An 18,607-nucleotide genomic window follows, 5' to 3' on the forward strand; every position below is an offset into this window, starting at 1 on the left:
CGCCTGGCAGCTGACGCCAGCCGTCGGACGCCAGCCGTCGGACGCCGCTGTCAGGGGCGACCGCCACCCCCGAAACCGCCGCCCTCCGGGGCCTCGCCCGCCGTCACCGTGGCGATCTTCTCGGCGGAGCCCAACTCGCCCGACTCGGCCAGGCCTCCGGTGTCGGTGCCCGAGGTGCTGCCGCCGGTGTAAATCGTGTACTCCTCACCGTTCTCGATGCCCTTGCCGGAGTACACGATGTTCTGGGCGGCCTTCGAGGTGACGTACGACGCCACGACCTTGCCGTCGGAGTCGGCGATGTGCACGGTGGTGCCGGCCTGGACGGCCGAGTCGAGCGTGGCGGAGAGCCAGCCCTGCCCGGACTCGCTGTCGGGGGCGACGACCATGCCCGCGCTGCCGGCGGCAAGCAGCGTGCCGCCGCTGACGGTGAAGCTGCCGTTGACGTCGAGCGCCCCGTTGCCGTTGCGCTCCGGTCCGTTGACGACGACGGTGCCGCCGGTGATCTCGGCGGTGCCGTTGGAGTCGAAGCCGTCGCCCTCGGCGTCGATGACCAGGATGCCGCCGGTCACCTTGACCGAGTAGTCGCCGACGCCCTCGCCTCCGCCACCGCCGCCGGGACCGCCACCGCCACCGGGACCACCGCCGAAGCCGCCCTGGTCGCTCTGGTCGTCCGAAGTGGCCTCGCTGCCGGAGGCGTTGATGCCGTCGTCGGAGGAGGTGACGTCCGTCGAACCGCCGCTGACGAGGATGTCCTTGCCCTCCAGTCCCTCGTTCGCCCGCGTGACCTTCACCGTGCCGGCGCTGATGACGAGGTCGCCCTCCGCGTGCACCCCGTCGTCGCCGGCGGCGAGGGTGACGGTGGCGCCGCCGAGGTGCACGGCTCCGTCGCCGTGCACGGCGTCGGCGGAGGACGTGACGTCGACGCTGCCGCCCTCCAGGACCGTGATGACGCCCGACTTCAGCCCATGGGCGGAGGAGTCGTCGGATGCCTCGCTGGTGACGGCGACCTTCCCGCCGGTGGCGACGAGGTCGGTGGCCGCGTCGATGCCGTCGCCCGCGCTGGTCACCTTCACGGTGCCGCCGCTGACGGCGATGTAACCGCGGTCGGCGTCCTCGGTGTTGTCCGCCTTGAGCCCGTCGCCCCCGGCGGTGACGGTGACCGTGCCGCCGCTCACCACCACGTAGTCCTTGCCGCGGATGCCGTCGTCGGCGGCGTCGACGGTGAGGGTGCCGCCCTGGATCACCAGGCCGTCGGTGCTGGTGATGCCGTCGGCGCCGTTGCCCTTCACGGTGAGCGAGCCGCTGCCGCCGATCGTCAGGTCGGCGGCGCTGTGCAGGGCGGCGTTCGCTGCCGCGTCCTCGGCGTACGTGTCGGTGTCACCGAGGGTGTTCGCGCTGCCGTCGGCGAGGACGACCACGACCTCGTCGGCGTCGGTGACGTCGATCGCGGCGCCCTTGGAGTTGGCGATCTTCGCGCCGTCGAGGATCAGCGTGACCTTGGCCTCGGGGGCGGTCACCACGACCTGTCCTTCGAGGCTGCCGCTGAGCCGGTAGGTGCCCTCGGCGGTGATCGTGACGGTGGCCCCGTCGACAGTGACGCCGTCCCCGTCGGAGGAGGCGGAGGCACCCTTCAACTCGACGTCCACGGCGGTCGCCCCGTCCACCTCCGTGTCCCCGGTCTCGGCGTGGACGTCCTGGTTGTCGGCGAGCACGGCGGCGGCCTTCTGGGAGCCGTCCACGGAGGCGGCCGAGGACGAACTCGAGTCCGACCCCGAACTGGCCGAGGACGAACCGGAGTTGTCACTCGAACTCGACGAACACCCCATGAGCACGGCGCCGGCGAGTCCCACCGAGGCGAGTACGCCCGCCAGCCTCGTGCGGAACCCCCGGGCTCCCAGCGCTCCTCGCCGACCCCTCGTCCTCAAGTACGCGTTCATGCCGGGCTCCCGTGCAGTGCGGTCGAAACGTTCGGAAAGTGGCGCCGCAGAACGGGCAGCCACCGGTGTGCGGGCAGTCCGGGCCGCAGCGCGGCGAGACCGGTGCCGTACTTGGATATCGCTATGGGCCGGTGTTTCAGCGACCACAGGAGCCGGTCGGCCTCCGACCCGGCCCGCCCCGACTTGGTCTCGACGACGGCCCGGTCCGGCGTGCGCAGTCCGGTCCCGTCGGGCAGCGTCCAGGTCAGCCCGGTGTCGACGGTCACCCTGCTGTCGCTCGCGGGCAGCAACAGGGTCGTGCGCCGGTACGACGTGACCAGCGTGGGGACGAACCGGAATCCGCCGGAGTCGATCCCGGCCCCGGCGAGCACGTCGTCGGCGTACGCGCGCGCCGAGGGGTTCAGGCTCCACAGGTCTCCGTCGTACGGGATGCGCTGTTTGACCGTCGTACCGCGCGGGCCGCTCGTCTTGACCTCGAAGTAGTGGTCACCGGAGTCGAGATAGGTACGGATGCGCAGCTTGAACCGGCGCCGGCGGCGACGCGCGGTCCGCAGGTAGCCGTCCAGCTCCGGGGTGTCGAAGTAGACGGACCGGTATCCGAAGTGCCGCTCCCCGGCCATCTCCAGGACCCGTACGTCCGCGCCCAATCCGCCCAGCACCAGCGGCAGTTCACGGATCGGCAGCATGTACTTACGGTCGAGGCGGGTCAACAGCGAGGCGCGTTCGACGAGTTCGTCGAGCCCGATCGGGTGCAGGGCTCCGACCACCGGTGCGAGGTGGAGGGGCGCGGGCGCGGTCACGCCCCGACTCCCTGTCGCACGGGGGTGGTTCCGGCCTCCCGGGGCGCCTTCGAGCCTTCGGTGACGACGTACCGTACGTCGACCTGGGTCGTGTCGTTGACAAGGTCGACGCCCTTGACCGACATGTTCACCACGCGCCCGCCCAGCAGAACTTCCAGATGGGCCCGCAGTGCCTCGTCGTCGGTGTACGCGGAGTCGAGCCGTAGGCCGAGCTGCCGGTGCCGGCCGAAGAGCCGGGGGTGGTCGCCGACGTACATGGTGAGGACGATCAGCCCCATCAGGGCTGCCGTCAGCACGTTCACGCTGGAGGGGAGCCCGGCGAGCAGGCCGAGGGCGAGAGCGGAGAAGTAGTACGCGATCTCGTGCTGGGCGATCTCGGACGACCGCAGCCGGATGATCGACAGGACCCCGAAGAGTCCCATCCCCAGCCCGATCCCCACCGACGCGGAGCTGAGCGTCATCGCGACGGCGAGGACACCGACGTTCACGCCGAGGAAGGCGGCGATCAGGTCCCGGCGGTGGTGGCGCGGAAAGTACACCCCGAAGGTGAGGACGGCGATGGCTACGAGATCGACGGCGACGAGCAGCGACTGGTTCACGACAGGCGCTCCGTCTTTACGGTGACTTGGCTCATTGTTCAACCATGAGCAACCTGTCTGTGAATCAACTGGGCCGTTTCTTAACGAACCTTGAGAATCACGCGGGCGTCGCGGTGCGGAACGAGTGGGAGCCCGGCATCCCGGCAGAGTGGAGCGGGCTCCACCACCGGTCGGGGGGAGGCCTCCCTCGCCACATCGTCCCCTTCGGGGAATCGTTGATCTCGCCCGGCCGGCCTCCGCACCGAGCCGCTCCGGGAAACCGAAGAAGGTTGCTTGACTTAAGTAACTCGATTATGTTTGCCTAAGTCAAGCAATAAAGAACCCCCCGCACAGGAGTCCCCTCATGGCACACACCACCCTGGCCTGCCTCCTCCTCGGCGCGGTCGCGGCCGGCGTGGCCGCCCTCGTCGCCGCCTGGCACGGCTGGGGCCACCGCCACACCGCCTGACCCGGGGCCCCTCGAAGCCGAGGAGGCCCCGTCGTACCGCGCCCATGGGGACGGGGACGGCGCGGTCGCCGGGCCGGACACCGGAACGCCCCCCATCCGGCATCCGGCCCGGTGACACCACCCCGAGACACACGACGCCGTCCCGGCGCGTGCCGGCCCGCCTCCGCGCACACCTGGACGTCCGCACACGCCGACCCCGGTCACCCCCCTCACCGCTGCCAGCCCCCTCCCCCCGGACAGGAACCGCTACCCATGATCAGCAGCCTGCAGCGGCAGCCGCCCAGCCGTCCCCGCCCCGTCGGCCGTCCCGGCCCCGTCGACGCCGCTGTCGCCGCCGCCGTCTTCGCCTGCTCGTTTCCCGGCATCGTCGTCACACTCCCAGGCGGCCCCGAACTTCCCTGGGGGCCCGGCACGGCGCTGACAGGTGTCTCCTGCGTGGCGTTGCTGTGGCACCGCTGCCACCCTCGCGCCACCGTGGTGATGACCGTCCTGTGCGCCACGGCCATGGCCGGGATCGGCCACGTTCTCTCGGTCCTGCTGCTCGGGCCGCTCATGGTCGCGCTGCACTCGCTGGCCCTGCGTACCGACCGGAAGACCGCCAACTCCTTCACCTTCGGCGGCATCGCCCTGCTGGTCAGCACGGCGCTGATCGTCGGCCCCGCCGGTGAACCGCTGATCCTGAAGCTGGTCGGCCCCGCCGCCTGGCTGGTGCTGCCCACCTCACTGGGCACCGCGACCCGACTGCGCGGCGCCTATCTGGAGGCGGTCCAGGCCCGCGCCGAACACGCGGAGCGCACCCGGGAGGAGGAGGCGCGGCGCCGGGTCGCCGAGGAGCGGATGCGGATCGCCCGCGACCTGCACGACGTCGTCGCCCACCATCTGGTCCTGGCCAAGCTCCAGGCCGGCGCAGTCGCCCGGCAGCTTCCCGCCCGGCCCGACGAGGCGGCGCGGATCGTCACCGACCTGACCGGCACCACCGCCTCGGCCCTGCGCGAACTCAAGGCCACCGTGGGCCTGTTGCGCCACTCCGACCACCCGGACCTGCCCACGGGGACGACCACCCCCGGGCTCGCCCAGCTGCCGGAACTCGCCGCCTCCTTCCAGCACGCCGGGCTCGCGGTCGCCGTCACCGTCGTAGGGGAACCCCGGCCGCTGTCGGCCGGTGTGGATCTCACGGCGTACCGGATAGCGCAGGAGGCCCTGACCAACGTCACCAAGCACGCCGCCGCCCGTTCGGCCGAGGTCCGGCTCACCTACTCCGCGACCGGCGTCGTCCTGGCCGTCACCGACGAGGGACCGGGGAAAAGACCCGCCGGCCCATCCAGCTCCCCGCGCCCGAGCGGCGGTTACGGCCTCATCGGTATGCGGGAGCGGGCCCACTCCGTCGGCGGACGTTTCCGTGCGGAGCATCGCGGCCAGGGGGGTTTCGGGGTGGTCACCGAGCTGCCCCTCCAGGCCGAGCAGCCTGAACAGGCCGAGCAGGCCAAGCAGGCCGGGCTGTGACCCAGACCACCGCCCCGTAACCACGATTTAACTTGCGTAAGTCAAGCAATCCGAATTACGCTTGCGTAAGTCAAGCAACCTGATTGCCCGGCTCGATCCCACGACTCGCCCAACGGAGGCCCGTCCCCATGTCCAACGCCCTTACCCGTCCCGCCGGAGCGGGAACATCCGCCCCGCCGAGGCCGAACGCCGTGGTGGCGGTACTGGCCCTGGCCGGGATCGTCGTCTCGCTGATGCAGACCCTGGTCATCCCGATCGTTCCCGACCTGCCGAGGCTCCTGGACGCTCCCGCGTCCGACACCGCCTGGGCGGTCACCGCCACCCTGCTCGCGGCCTCCGTGGCCACCCCGGTGGTGGGCAGGCTCGGCGACATGTTCGGCAAGCGCCGGATGCTGCTGGTCAGCATCGTGCTGCTGGTGTCCGGTTCGGTGGTCTGCGCACTGGCCGACTCCCTCGTCCCGATGATCATCGGGCGTGCCCTGCAGGGCCTCGCGGCAGCGGTCGTACCGCTCGGCATCAGCATCATGCGTGACGCCCTGCCCGCCGACCGGCTGGCCGGATCCACCGCACTGATGAGCGCCTCGCTCGGTGTCGGCGGAGCCCTGGGTCTGCCCAGCGCCGCCTTCATCGCCGACAACTGGGACTGGCACATCCTCTTCTGGGTCTCCGCGGCCCTGGGCGTCGTCGCCCTCGTCCTCGTCGTCCTGATCGTGCCGGAGTCGAAGGTCCGCGCCGGCGGCCGGTTCGACCTGGTCGGCTCGCTCGGCCTCTCCGCCGGCCTGATGTCCCTGCTGCTGGCCGTCTCCAAGGGCGGCGACTGGGGCTGGACCAGCGGCACCACGCTCGGCCTGGGCGCCGCCGCCGTCCTGATCCTGCTGGCCTGGGGCTGGTGGGAGCTGCGCAGCCCGCAGCCGCTGGTCGACCTGCGCACCACCGTCCGCCCGCAGGTGCTGTTCACCAACCTCGCGTCGATCGCCCTCGGGTTCTCGATGTTCGCGATGTCCCTGGTCCTGCCGCAGCTGCTCCAGCTGCCCGAAGAGACCGGCTACGGCCTGGGCAGGTCCATGCTGACCGTCGGTCTGGTGCTGGCCCCGCAGGGCCTGGTGATGATGGTCATGTCGGCCGTGTCCGCGAAGGTCACCAAGGCCAAGGGCCCGAAGGTCACCCTGATGATCGGTGCGCTGATCGTGGCCGGCGGTTACGGTCTGAACCTCGTCCTGATGTCCGAGGTCTGGCACCTGATCCTGGTGTCCTGTGTCATCGGCGCCGGCATCGGCTTCACCTACGGGGCGCTGCCCGCCCTGATCATGGGCGCCGTCGACCCCACCCAGACGGGTGCCGCCAACAGCCTCAACACGCTGATGCGGTCCCTGGGCACCTCCTTCGCCAGCGCCCTCGCCGGCGTGATCCTCGCCCAGATGACCACCGACTTCGGCGGCATGGCGCTGCCTTCGGAGGACGCCTTCAAGGTGGTCATGGCCATCGGCGCCGGAGCCGCCCTGCTGGCCTTCCTCCTCGCCTCCTTCATCCCGCGCCGGCGTGAGTCCGCGCAGGGGGTCACGGTCGACAGCCCGGTCGAGGCTCCGGAAGCGGCGAAGGCCGCCGCGATCAAGGCGTAAGGCGTCGGGCGTACGCCCGCACAGGCGCCGAACACACAAGGAGGCCGCCGCCCGCATCCGCGGGCGGCGGCCTCCTTCGCGTGATCCGCACGACACCCCCACCATTGCTTGCGTAACTCAAGCAATTCCATATATTTGAGTAAGTCAAGCAATCGCACGTCGGGCATCGAGACCGTACGTACGAAGCGGATGGAGACCGCCATGAACGAAGCGCACCGGCCCCCGGCCGCTCCCGGTCCGCTCGCCTCCTTCGCCCGGTTCGTGCTGTGCGGCGGCGGAGTCGGCGTCCTCTCCAGCTTCGCCGTGACGCTGCTGGCCGTTTCGATGCCCTGGGGACTGGCCAACGCGGTGATCACCATCGCCTCCACCCTCCTCTGCACCGAACTGCACGCACGCTTCAGCTTCGGGGCCGGCCACCGCGCCGGCCGTCGCGAGCACTGGCAGTCGGCGGGCTCGGCGGCGGTGGCGTACGTGGTGACCTGCGCGGCGATGGTGCTGCTGCACCTGCTTCAGTCCTCGCCCTCGGCGCTGACCGAGCAGATCGTCTACCTCGGCGCCGCCGGCCTCGCCGGCGTCGGCCGCTTCGTGGTCCTGCGGCTGTTCGTCTTCGCCACCGGCAGCGGCAGCGGTACCGGTCGCGTTCGCGCCACGGAGCCGGTGCGGGAGAACGTCCCGGCCGGCGCCGTGTGACGTTCCCCCCGTCGCCGGTCCCCCGCGACCAGTGGCCTGGCTATCCCCGCTCGGGGCTGACGGGAACCCGTCAACCTCCCTGCCACGCGTGGCAGTTGTGGGACAGCGAAGAGTCCTGCCCGGGGCGGTGTCGACACCGCCCCGGGCAGGACTCGGTACATGGTCCGCGAAACGCACGCGGTCCGAGGAGTTACTCGGTGGTGAGGTAGGCGCGTTCGATCGTCTGGACCAGCGTGTTGCCGGCCCGGTCGGTCAGCCTGGCCCGCAGCGAGACGGAGCCGGCCGTGGCCGGGTGGGTCAGCGCCAGGTGCGTACTGCCGACGGCCTTGGTGTGCTGCCAGGTGGAGCCGTCGTCGTAGGAGACCTCGAAGGCGAGCCTGGCGGGTCGCTGTCCGGCCGCCGCGCCCTCGACGGTGAAGGGGACCGCGAACCGCCTGCCCGCCTTCGCCGTGCTGGACAGGCTCAGGTCGGGTGAGAAGCGGATCACCGACAGCGGCAGCCGCGTCGACTCGTCCCCGGGGGGCGTGGCGGAGCGGAAGGTCCACTCGGCCCGGACGCGGGTCGAGACCGGATGCACCGCCGGGTCACGGGAGTTGTCGACCGTCAGCCTGTACGCGGTGTCCTGGGCCGGAACCGTGTACTCGGTGAGGCCCTCGCTCGGCGCGATGCCGAAGTCGTCGGCGATCTCCTTGCCGTCCGCCTCCAGCTTGCCGCTCACCGACGTGTAGTCGCTGAGGCCCCAGTGCCCGGCGCCATCGCCGAACAGCGGCACGAAGGCCCTGATGACGTTGCCGTACCGCATGACTCCGGGGAGTGCCCGCTCCGCTCCGGCGTCCGTGGCGGCGGGCATGGCCGGGCCGAAGACACCGACGTTGAAGCGCTCGGTGTAGTTCCGGCCGGCCTCCCAGGTCCTCGGCATCCGCATCAGGAAGTTCTCCGCGACCTTGTCCTCACCCTCGCCGACGGTCTGCCAGGTGCGGAAGGACCACTCGACGTCATTGGCGAGGACGTAGTCGGTCGTGCGCATGGGCAGTTCGCCGCGGAGGTCGTGGGCGGTGAAGACCAGGCCCCCGTCGGGGGTGTGCGGCGACACCTCGACCTGGACGCGCCTGCCCTCGACGGGCACGCCCACCTGGAGGTCGACCTTGGCGAGCTGGTCCTGGCGGACGTCGGCGGTGAAGCCGTCGAGGCGGACGGTGCGGTTCCAGCCCAGGTGGTAGGTGACCGGCCTGCCCTGGTCGTCCTCGCGGGTCCAGTCGCCGGCGAACACGGCGGACATGCCGTCCGTGGTCGCGTCCGGTCCGAGGTGCCCGAACCGCGAGCCCTCGAAGGTCGGCAGGATGTACTGGTAGGCGCCGGTCCTCATGCCCTCGCCCTGGTCGTAGCTGAAGAGGACCGTGGCTTCGGTGTTCTCCGCCGCCGCGTCGGGCACGGTGATCTCCACCGGCCGCGCCTGCCGGGCGTCGACCGTGACGGTGGTGTCCCCGTCCAGGCTCAGCTTCGGCAGCACGAGCATGGCGTGGGTGGCGGACTCGAGAGAGGGGTGGATCACCCCGTTGAGGACGTAGTCGCCCTTGGGCAGCCGCACCGTGAGCTCGCCGTCCTGCTCGTCGGCGTAGTCCGCGTAGAAGGTGCCGTCGAGGTCCGCGAGGGAGGTGACGGCGTCGCCGGTCGGCTCGCCGTTCTCGTCGAGGTGCCTGAGCGTCAGGCTGTACGACTCCACCTCACGCTCCACGCCGACAGCCGTACGCACCTGCACCTCGCCGTCGGCCGAGACGGCGGCCACCGAGCCGCCGAAGGAGCCGTCGGCTGTGCCGGCTCGGCTGTCGGCGGTGACGGAGGCGCTCGCCTCGCCGCCCGCCGGGACGGTGATCCGCTGCGGCGACACGGCGAACATGCCCTCGGCGGCGGGCTCGCCGTCCACCGAGAACGCGTCGACGGACAGGTCGAGGGTGACCGGCTCCGTACCGAGGTTGCGGTACGTCACCTGCTTGGTCGCCGGGTGGTCGTCGCCGTGCGGCCACTGCTGGAGACCGAAGTCGAGCGGCTGCTGCTCGGTGACGACGCCCTGGTCCAGGGCCCTGACCAGGTCGGTTCGCCCGGTGCCCTGCTGGTAGGAGCTGTACGGGCCCGGCTTGGCGGAGCCCGTGAGGGCCGCCTTGATGCGTTCGCCGGTCCAGTCGGGGTGCTGCTGGGCGAGGATCGCGGCGGCGCCCGCGACGTGCGGGGTCGCCATGGAGGTGCCCTCGATGGTGAGGTATCCGGGTACGTCGGAGGGGTACCACTCCTCCAGGAGGCTGCCGGCGGCCGCGGCGGCCGTGATGGCGACGCCGGGCGCGGTCAGGTCGGGCTTGACCCCGCTGTCACCGACGCGCGGGCCACGGCTGGAGAAGCCGGCGAGGGCGTCGGCCTTGTCGACCGCGCCGACGGTGAGCGCGGCGTCGGCGCTGCCGGGCGAGCCGACCGTGCGTTCGCCGGACCCGCCGTCGTTGCCGGCGGCGATGACGAAGAGCGAGTCGCTCTCGGCGGAGAGCCGGTTGACCGTCTCCTCCAACGGGTCGATGCCGGGCATGTCCTCGCCGCCGAGGCTCAGGTTGACGACGTCGGCGCCCTGGGCCACCGCCCACTCCATGCCCGCGATGATCCCGGAGTCCGAGCCGAAGCCGTCGTCGTTCAGGACCTTGCCGTTCAGGAGCTTCGCGCCGGGAGCGACGCCCTTGTAATTGCCCCCGGCCCCGGCGCCCGTACCGGCCGCGGTGGACGCCACGTGCGTGCCGTGGCCGACCTTGTCGCCGGTGCCGGAGGGGGAAGCGGTGAAGTCCTGCTCGGCGATCACCTGGGAGGCGAGGTCGGGGTGGGCCGTGTCGATGCCGGTGTCCAGCACGGCGATCCTGACGCCGGTGCCGTCGTAGCCGGCGGCCCAGGCCGTCGGCGCGCCGATCTGCGGCACGCTCTTGTCGAGGCTGGCCTTGCGCCTGCCGTCGAGCCACAGCTTCTCGACGGCGGTCGAGCCGGTGAACTCCGTTGCCCCGTCGGCTTTTCCGCTCGCGCCGGTCACGGCGTTCCAGAAGTCGGCGCCGCGCTTCTTCACGGGCCGCATCGCCTTGCCGTTGACGACCGGAAGCGCCCGGCCGACCTTGGCCCCGGCCCCGGTGAACGGGGTCATCGAGGGCGCCTTCTTGCCCCGGAAGGTGACGATCAGCGGTACGTCGCTCCGGCCGGCGTCGTCGTAGCCGTCGGCGACCAACTGCGTCACGTCGAACAGGCGGGCGTCCAACTTGCCCTGTGCCAAAAGTAGTTGGGCGTCACCGGGCACGACCTGGGTGTGTCCGTCGACCACCCGGACGGAGAACGGCACGCGCTCCCGGCCCTCCGCCCGCTCCACACCGGTGACCTGGCCGGCGCCGTCCATCATGACCCGGTCACCGGTGACCAGGGTCACCGTCTTGACCGCCTTGGCCGTACCGGCCGCCCTGGCGGCATCGGCCACCCCTGACGTCCTGACGGTGGTGGCGCCGCTCGCGTCCTGGGCTTCCGCGCCCGGCACACCGGCCAGCAGAAGGGCCGTGGAGGCCACTCCGGCCGCCACGACCGCGCGCCTCGGCCTCGCGAGTCTCCCGTGTAACTCCACCTGAACTCCTGACACTTCGACATCGGACAGTGGCCGCCGCACGTACTCCCGACGGCTCGCGCACAGAGACGGACGGGGGTGGCTTCGGGTTGGAAAAACATCCGACCGGTTTCCGACGAGAGGTCAGCGAGCGGACCTCCCCGGAACCCCCTCCTCCACCGTTCGGCCAGTACAGAGGCGGTCCCGGGCCACAGGTTCCAGCCGTTCGGCCGAGGCGGTGGTGCCCTCCGGGGCAGCAGATTGGGCTGCCGGGCCCCGCGGACGTGCGCGGGGTGACACGGAGAGGGAGTCGGACATGACCAAGGCACCTCCGCGCGGCACGCGGACGAACCGGCACCTGGCGCGGGTCACGACACTGGCCGTGGCCGCGCTGGTCGCCACGCAGTGGCTCGCCTCGGCTGCGGGCATCGGCGCCCGCTGACCTCGACGTACTCGAGCAGGCACGACGGCAGGAAAGCAGGGCGGCATGGCAATTCGGGTGGTCGTCGTCGACGACCAGGACATGGTGCGCTCGGGATTCGCCGCGCTGCTGTCCGCACACAGCGACATCGACGTCGTGGGCGAGGCTCCCAACGGCCGGCTCGGTGTCGAGGTCAGCCGCCACACGCACCCCGACGTGGTGCTGATGGACGTACGGATGCCCGAGATGGACGGGCTGGAGGCCGCCCGGCAGCTGCTCGACCCGCCGCGTGGCGTGGTGCACCGGCCCCGGGTGCTCATGCTGACCACGTTCGACATCGACGACTACATCTACGAGGCGCTGCACGCCGGCGCCAGCGGCTTCCTGCTCAAGGACGCGCCGGTCGCCGAGCTGGTGCAGGCGGTACGGGTGATCGCCGCCGGTGACGCGCTGCTCTCGCCGTCCGTCACCCGTCGCCTCATCGAGGAGGTGGCCCGGCGCCGTCCCGCCGCGCCGCGGGGCGCCCGGCTGCGGCTGAACGGCCTCACACCCCGGGAGACGGAGGTCCTGTCGCTGGTGGCGCGGGGCCTGTCGAACACCGAGATCGCGGCGCGGCTGGTGGTCGCCGAGCAGACCGTCAAGACCCACATGACCCGTCTGCTCGCCAAGCTCGGCGCCCGCGACCGGGCCCAACTCGTCGTCCTCGCCTACGAGTCGGGGCTCATCGTGCCCGGGGCACCCGCCTGACCGGGCGCGGTGTCATACCCAGGTGCGACTTCGGAGTCGGCACCCGGGTGTGATGTGCCGCCCCCTGCCCACGCTCCAGCATCACCGCGTCCCGAACGGAACGGTTTCGCAGGAGCGTGACGCATGCACCAGCCCATCGGCCACCACACGAACGACGGTCAGCCCGCCGCCGACCGGCTCGACGGCCGGTCCATCGACCTCGACCACATCAGCCGCCTCTACCGCACCTACGCCGAGGACCTCGACCGGGCCCGCGAACGCCAGCGCACGCTGCTCGCGCCGCCCACCTCGATGAAGGCCCAACTGGACGACATCGAGGCGGAGATCACGTATCTCCTGCTGCGCGAGGCCCGCCCGGAGACGGTCGTGGAGATCGGCACCTTCCACGGCTGGTCCACCACCTGGATCCTGCGCGCCCTGCGCGACAACGGCACCGGGCACCTGCACTCGTACGACATCGTCGACCACGTCGTACGGGAGGTGCCGGACACCCTCTCGGAGGGACGCTGGACGTTCACCCAGGGCGACGCGCGGGAGAACCTGGAGAAGATCCCCACCGCCGCGGACTTCCTCTTCATCGACGCCGCGCACTCCGCGGGCTTCGCCCGCTGGTACATCCGCGAGCTGTTCCCGCGGCTGCGGCCGGGCATCCCGGTGTGCGTCCACGACGTCTTCCACGGCCGCCGGGCGCTGCCGTTCACCGAGGGAGCGGTGGTGCTGCGCTGGCTGGCCGAGCGGGGGAACCCCTGCTTCACCGCCTCCCGGGCCCACGCTCCCGAGATCCACGACCGGCTGAAGGACGTCAAGCGGTCCCTGGCCCTGGGCCACCCCGTCCGGGAGAGCACCGACAACCCGATGATCTTCTTCGACCTGCGGTGAGACCGCCTGCGGTGTCGCTCCCCTACCGGGGTGCTACCCGGAGGTTGGCACCCCGGTGTGACGCCGGCAGGCACCCCCGCTTTCTACCTTCCGCGGCAACGGAAGCACGGAAACGGGGAGACACACCATGAGGCGTTTCAAGCGCGCGCTGACCGCCTGCGCACTGGTCCTGGCGACGGTCGCGGGCACGGTGGGCTGGGCAGCGGGCGAGGTCCAGGCCGCCGTCACCGGCCCGCCTCCGGGTACGGCGGCCTGGACGGCCGACCAGGTGCTCGGCAGACGGCTGCCGGACCCGGCGTCGGCCGCGCCCGCACAGGTCGCGCGGTTCTTCACCGGGCTGACCGCGGCACAGCGGACCGCACTGGCCGCCCGGCACCCGCTCGTCGTGGGCGGCCTCGACGGCGCCCCGCCCGAACTCCGGTACACCGCCAACACCCGCGCCCTCACCGTCGAACGCGCCCGCGAACTGGCCCGCGCCGCCGACCCGGGGCAGCCCGAGGACGTCCGGCGGCAGGCCCGTGCGCGGGCGACGGCGTACGACGGACTCCTGGCTCCCGGGCGCCATGTCCTCGCCTTCGACCCGCGCGGCCGGGGGCAGGTCGCCGAGGTGTACGGGGATCTGCGCACCGCCCGCCGGGTGGCGGTCGTCGTACCGGGCTCCGACACGGACCTGGCCTCGTACGACGCGGCGGCGGTGATGGCCCGGAACCTGCGCGCCGAGATGACCCGGCTGGCGCCGGCGGACCACCCGGCGGTGATCGTGTGGGTCGGCTACACGACCCCGGTCGGCGTCGGCTGGGACGCCGCCACCGGACACCTCGCGGAGGAGGGCGCCCCACGGCTCCTCCGCTTCCTGGACGGTCTGGCCGCGACCACCCACCCGGTGACCCCGGCCTCGGTGTTCTGCCACAGCTACGGCTCGGTGCTGTGCGGCGCCGCCGCCCACCGGCTGACCGGCCGGCAGGTGTCCGACCTGGTGGTCGCGGCCTCGCCCGGTATGCGTCTGGGCCACGCCGGCCAGGTGCGGGTCGGGGCGCGGGCGCGGCTGTGGGCGACCGCCCGGGACGCGACCGACTGGATCCGCCGGATCCCTCCCGTCGAGCTCTTCGGTGTCGGCCACGGCGCCGACCCGGCCGACCCGGACTTCGGCGCCCGGGTCGTGGCATCCGACCGGGCCGAGGGCCACACCGGCTACTTCACCCCCGGCACCGCGTCCCTGCGCAACTACGCCGACATAGCGGTCGGCCACTACGGGGCCGTCACCTGCGCCCACCCCACCCCGGACACCACGGAGGACTGCCGCCATGGCCTTCACTGACCTGCCCGTACGGGCCGCCGCCCGTTCGCGGCTGCCCCGTGCGGTCGACGCCGCGGCCGCACGCATCGAACAGCGCACACCCGCCCACCGCGACCGCGCCCTCGACGGCCTGCGCGCCCTCGCGCTGCTCTCCGTCCCCGTGGGCCACTGGCTGCTCGGCGGCCTCACCCTCGGCCCCGAGGGCGCGCTGCACAACACCAGCCCGCTCGCCACCTTCGGCTTCCTGGCCCCCGCGAGCTGGGTGCTGCAGCTGCTCGGCATCTTCTTCCTGGTGGGCGGCTGCGCCTCCGCCCTCTCCCTGCGCCGCTCCGCCGGACGCGGGGTGCCGACGGGCGTCTGGCTGCGCGGGCGGCTGGCCCGTCTCGGGCGCCCCGTTCTCGGCGTCGCGGCGGTGTGGGCCGTACTCCTGCCGGTGCTGTACGCCGCCGGCGTGCCGACCGGGACACTGCGCACCGGGGTGGTGCTGGTCGTGCAGCCGCTATGGTTCGTCGGCATCTACGTGCTGGTGACCGCCCTCACGCCCTGGTGCGTGCGCGCGGCGCGGACGTACGGCGGGTGGGCCGCCGTGCCGCTGCTCGGCTCGGTCGCCGTCGTGGACCTGCTGCGATACGGGCCCTGGGCGGACTCCGTGCCCTCCTGGCTGGGCCTGCTCAACCTCGGTCCTGGCTGGCTGTTCGCCTACCAGCTGGGCGTCTGCTGGGGCGAGGGGCGGCTCGGCCGACGCGGCGGACGGCTGATGCTGCTCGGGGGCGGCGCACTGTTCGCCGTACTGCTTCTCGCCTTCCACTATCCGGCGAGCATGGTCGGCGTGCCGGGCACGGACCGCACCAACTCCCACCCGCCGTCGCTGCTCGTGCTCGCGCTGGCCTGTGTGCAGTGCGGCGCGGCCGTCCTGCTGCGGGACCGGCTCGACGGGCTGCTGCGGCGCCGGCGCGTGCTGTGGGCGGCGGTCGTGGGCGTCAATCTGTCCGCGATGACGATCTTCTGCTGGCACCAGAGCGCCCTGCTCACCCTGGCGATACCCGGTTCGCTCCTCGGGACCCCGATCCCAGGGCTCACCACTGCCCCGGACACCACCGCCTGGATACTCGCCCGGCTCGCCTGGCTGCCGCTCATCGCCGTCGCCCTGCTCGCCGTGGGTCGCCTCACCCATCGCTTCGAGGCGCCCTGGACCGGTATCCGGGGGTCCCGGCGGGCGGCGGTCGCGGTGCTGGCGGCGGCCTTCGCCGTGTATGCCCTGACGGTCGTCTGAGCGACGTGCGTCGGGCGGGGGTGTGGGCGCCCACCTGGGGTGACGGCACCTGCCGACCGCCGTCGGACACGCGTCGGCGGTCGGCCACCTGCCTCACATCAGCCGAAGACCTGCACCCAGGAGCCGCTGGCGTAGGCCGGGTCGATGTTCCCGGAGTCGTAGCCCATACCGGTCCTGGTGTAGTTGCAGTTGAGGATGTTCCCGCGATGGCCGGGACTGCTCATCCACCCGTAGGTGGCGTCGCTGACCACGCCGTTCGGATCGCCCTGGAAACCCATGGCGATGTTCTCTCCGACGCCGCCCCGGGTGTATCCGGCGTCCCTGGCACGGTCCGTGGGGGACTTTCCGGCGGTCGAGGTGTGCGAGAAGTTGTGGGTCCGCACCATCTCGGCCGCATAGTCGTGGGCGGCCTTCTGCAGGCTCGCGTCGATCACCAGTGCGGCGCAGCCGTTCGCGGTCCGTTGTGCGTTGACGTTGTCGAACGCCTGCTTCTCCAGCGCCGTCATCGCCCCCGCGTCCGCGGGTGCGGCGGGGGCGATCCCGCTCCACCTCTGGTTGCCGCCGCCGTTGCAGGACCACAGCTGGACCGGGGTTCCGTTGGCGACGCCCAGACCGGCCGCGTCCAGGCACAGGCCCAGCCCGGCGTTCTTGACGGTCCCTCCGGAGACGACGTCCCACTGCTGGGTGGTGGTGTCCGTGCAGTCCCTTATGAGAACTGGGGTGCCGTCGACCGCGCTGTCGCTCTCACTGTCCAGGCACTTGTTTCCGTAAACTCCCAGCGTTTTGGTCGTGGTGTCGTACGACCACTGCTGGTTACTGCCTCCGCTGCAGTCCCACAGGGTGAGTTCGGTGCCACTCCCGGTGTTTCCACCGGGGACATCCAGACATCGCCCGGAATCAGCACCACGAAGAGCGGCGGTCGAGACGGCGGCCGATGCCGCCGGAGCCGATATTGCGGCCCCGGCAGCCATCAGACCCAGCGAAACCATTACTGCACCGCTTCGCGCGACCCGGGATTTATAACGGTGGGTAGCCATTCGGAAGCTCCTTGCCTGAGGCGACTCGGAGGCCATTTTGTGCCTCACTTCGGCCCAGACTAGGGCACGCTCCGAAACGGCTCACCGGTAGTCCGGATCCATCGAAAGAGGGCTTTGTTCCCGGTAGTACATTTTGTTGTTGTCGCAGCAGGTGTCAGACGTCGAACTCGTGATCCCGGGTCTCCGGCAGCGCCAGCAGGCACAGGAGGCTCAGCAGGCAGAGGCCGCCCGTGTAGAGGCCGAGGACCAGCGGTGACTCCCAGTGGCTGTTCAGCCAGGTGGCGACGGACGGGGCGAACCCGCCGCCGAGGGTGTTGGCCAGGATGAAGGCGGCGGAGGCGCCGGTGTAGCGCAGCCGGGCCGGGAACAGCTCCGGGAGGAACGCCGCCACCGGGGAGAACATCAGCGCGAGGAACATCAGGCCGACCGTGTAGGCGCCGGTGATCACCAGCCCGTTGCGTGAACTCAGCGAGGCGTACATGGGCACCGCCCACACCACGCACCCGACCGCCCCGGCCAGCATCAGCGGCCGACGGCCGATCCGGTCGGACAGCCTGGCGACCGGGATGGTGATGGCGATTCCGGCCGCCGCGCCGATACTCGCGGCGGTCAGCATCGTGTTCCGGGGGATGCCGAGTTCCTGTGGGCCGTACGAGAGGCTGTAGACGATCGTCAGGTAGTAGACGGCCGAGCCGCCGATCGCCGCGCCGGTGCCGAGCAGCAGCCGGCCGGGGTACTGCTTGAACAGCGCGCCCAGCGGGAACCGGGGCACCGGCTCCGACTCCGCGGCCCGTGCCGCGGCCTTGAAGACCGGCGACTCGGAGACCGTCGTACGCACCCACAGGCCGACCACGACGAGGACGGTGCTGAGCAGGAACGGGATGCGCCAGGCCCAGTCGGTGAAGCCCTCCATGCCCACGATGTTCATGGTGGGCAGGATGACCGCGGTGGACAGCAGGAAGCCGAGCGAGGGGCCGATGTTCGGGATGGACGCGTACAGCGCGCGGCGGCCCGGCGGCGCGTGTTCGGCGGCGAGCAGCACCGCCCCGCCCCACTCGCCGCCCATGCTGACGCCCTGGAGCAGACGGAGTGTCACCAGCAGTACGGGGGCGAGGATTCCGGCGGTCTCGTACGTGGGCAGCAGCCCGACGCCGACCGTGGCCACGCCCATCAGCAGCAGGGAGACGACCAGTGCCTGCCTTCGGCCGAGCCGGTCACCGATCGTGCCGAACAGGACGACGCCGAGGGGGCGGGAGAGGAAGGCCGCGGAGAAGGTGAGGAACGCGGCCAGGGAGGAGAGGGTCGGGTTGCCGGAGGGGAAGAAGGCGGGGCCGAGGACGAGCGCGGAGGCGGTGCCGTACACGGCGAAGTCGTAGTACTCGATCGTGGTGCCGACCAGGCTCGCCGCGGCGACCTTCGGGGCCTCCGTCCTCGCTGTCCGCGGTGGTGACGTGGTCAGTGTCGGTAATTCAGGCATGGGGGGTCACTTCCGGGTCCTGATCGGGGAGGGGGACGACGTCGCATGAAACACGAACCGGAGTGCGGATGTCACCCTAGTCATCGAAATTCAATTTCGACAAGAAGCCCCCGTTCACATGCGGGGGCAGAACGCCCCAACGCGCATAGAGCGCACGAACAGAACGTCCAGGCCGCGTCAACCCAGGCAACCTGTCAATCCTCTGTCAATAATCATGCTTGACTCCGCATAAAAATTTACACACGGTCAACTCTTGCCAACGGGCAGTCG

General features: G+C 71.4%; 14 protein-coding genes. 8 read left to right on the forward strand and 6 right to left on the reverse strand.

Annotated features, from left to right (window positions below; translation table 11 throughout):
• Nucleotides 1-50: 50 nt before the first annotated feature.
• The 3 genes from RB628_RS18355 to RB628_RS18365 are packed head-to-tail and all read right to left on the reverse strand — an operon-like array spanning nt 51 to nt 3,336.
• On the reverse strand, nt 51-1,937 hold the full coding sequence (locus tag RB628_RS18355; RefSeq protein ID WP_318321546.1) for a carbohydrate-binding domain-containing protein: 1,887 nt from the start codon (nt 1,935-1,937) through the stop codon (nt 51-53).
• The gene (locus RB628_RS18360; protein WP_318321547.1) at nt 1,934-2,737 is read right to left on the reverse strand and encodes a polyphosphate polymerase domain-containing protein; all 804 of its coding nucleotides are present in this window, start codon (nt 2,735-2,737) and stop codon (nt 1,934-1,936) included. Before RB628_RS18360 ends, RB628_RS18355 begins: the two co-directional genes overlap by 4 nt.
• Nucleotides 2,734-3,336 carry a DUF4956 domain-containing protein gene (locus RB628_RS18365; RefSeq protein WP_318321548.1) on the reverse strand — a complete coding sequence of 201 codons (603 nt, stop codon included), beginning with the start codon at nt 3,334-3,336 and terminating at the stop codon, nt 2,734-2,736. Before RB628_RS18365 ends, RB628_RS18360 begins: the two co-directional genes overlap by 4 nt.
• A 700-nt stretch (nt 3,337-4,036) precedes the next feature.
• On the opposite strand from RB628_RS18365, the gene RB628_RS18370 reads away from it, so the two are divergent.
• The 3 genes from RB628_RS18370 (at nt 4,037) to RB628_RS18380 (ending at nt 7,596) form a co-directional block, all read left to right on the forward strand.
• The gene (locus RB628_RS18370) at nt 4,037-5,287 is read left to right on the forward strand and encodes a sensor histidine kinase (protein WP_318321549.1); all 1,251 of its coding nucleotides are present in this window, start codon (nt 4,037-4,039) and stop codon (nt 5,285-5,287) included.
• Between the two features lie 128 nt (nt 5,288-5,415).
• Nucleotides 5,416-6,906, forward strand: coding sequence for an MFS transporter (locus tag RB628_RS18375; RefSeq protein WP_318321550.1), 1,491 nt, complete (start codon nt 5,416-5,418; stop codon nt 6,904-6,906).
• A gap of 201 nt (nt 6,907-7,107) precedes the next feature.
• Nucleotides 7,108-7,596 (forward strand): GtrA family protein, encoded by a 489-nt coding sequence (locus RB628_RS18380; RefSeq protein WP_412180682.1) that lies wholly within the window; start codon nt 7,108-7,110, stop codon nt 7,594-7,596.
• 190 nt (nt 7,597-7,786) lie between these two features.
• Here the strand turns inward: RB628_RS18380 and RB628_RS18385 are convergent, their stop codons facing one another.
• Complete coding sequence (locus RB628_RS18385) at nt 7,787-11,185, reverse strand: S8 family serine peptidase (protein WP_318321551.1); 3,399 nt, start codon at nt 11,183-11,185, stop codon at nt 7,787-7,789.
• Between the two features lie 337 nt (nt 11,186-11,522).
• Between RB628_RS18385 and RB628_RS18390 the strand changes: the two genes are divergently transcribed.
• The 5 genes from RB628_RS18390 to RB628_RS18410 all read left to right on the forward strand — a co-directional run bounded on the left by RB628_RS18390 (nt 11,523) and on the right by RB628_RS18410 (nt 15,823).
• A complete protein-coding gene (locus RB628_RS18390) occupies nt 11,523-11,648 on the forward strand; it encodes a hypothetical protein (RefSeq protein WP_318321552.1) in 126 nt (41 codons plus the stop codon).
• Between the two features lie 45 nt (nt 11,649-11,693).
• A complete protein-coding gene (locus tag RB628_RS18395; protein WP_318321553.1) occupies nt 11,694-12,374 on the forward strand; it encodes a response regulator transcription factor in 681 nt (226 codons plus the stop codon).
• Nucleotides 12,375-12,497: 123 nt separating this feature from the next.
• Nucleotides 12,498-13,253 carry a class I SAM-dependent methyltransferase gene (locus RB628_RS18400; RefSeq protein WP_318321554.1) on the forward strand — a complete coding sequence of 252 codons (756 nt, stop codon included), beginning with the start codon at nt 12,498-12,500 and terminating at the stop codon, nt 13,251-13,253.
• Between the two features lie 127 nt (nt 13,254-13,380).
• On the forward strand, nt 13,381-14,571 hold the full coding sequence (locus RB628_RS18405; RefSeq protein WP_318321555.1) for an alpha/beta hydrolase: 1,191 nt from the start codon (nt 13,381-13,383) through the stop codon (nt 14,569-14,571).
• On the forward strand, nt 14,558-15,823 hold the full coding sequence (locus RB628_RS18410) for an acyltransferase (RefSeq protein WP_318321556.1): 1,266 nt from the start codon (nt 14,558-14,560) through the stop codon (nt 15,821-15,823). The genes RB628_RS18405 and RB628_RS18410 overlap by 14 nt, the downstream gene beginning before the upstream one ends.
• 98 nt (nt 15,824-15,921) lie before the next feature.
• Here RB628_RS18410 and RB628_RS18415 read toward each other — a convergent pair whose 3' ends face one another.
• Together RB628_RS18415 and RB628_RS18420 are read right to left on the reverse strand one after the other, a co-directional pair.
• Nucleotides 15,922-16,860, reverse strand: coding sequence for an RICIN domain-containing protein (locus RB628_RS18415; protein ID WP_318321557.1), 939 nt, complete (start codon nt 16,858-16,860; stop codon nt 15,922-15,924).
• Between the two features lie 154 nt (nt 16,861-17,014).
• A complete protein-coding gene (locus tag RB628_RS18420; RefSeq protein WP_318321558.1) occupies nt 17,015-18,337 on the reverse strand; it encodes an MFS transporter in 1,323 nt (440 codons plus the stop codon).
• Nucleotides 18,338-18,607 lie beyond the last annotated feature (270 nt).

The sequence above is a fragment of the Streptomyces sp. ADMS genome, from assembly GCF_033441795.1.
GTDB lineage: Bacteria > Actinomycetota > Actinomycetes > Streptomycetales > Streptomycetaceae > Streptomyces.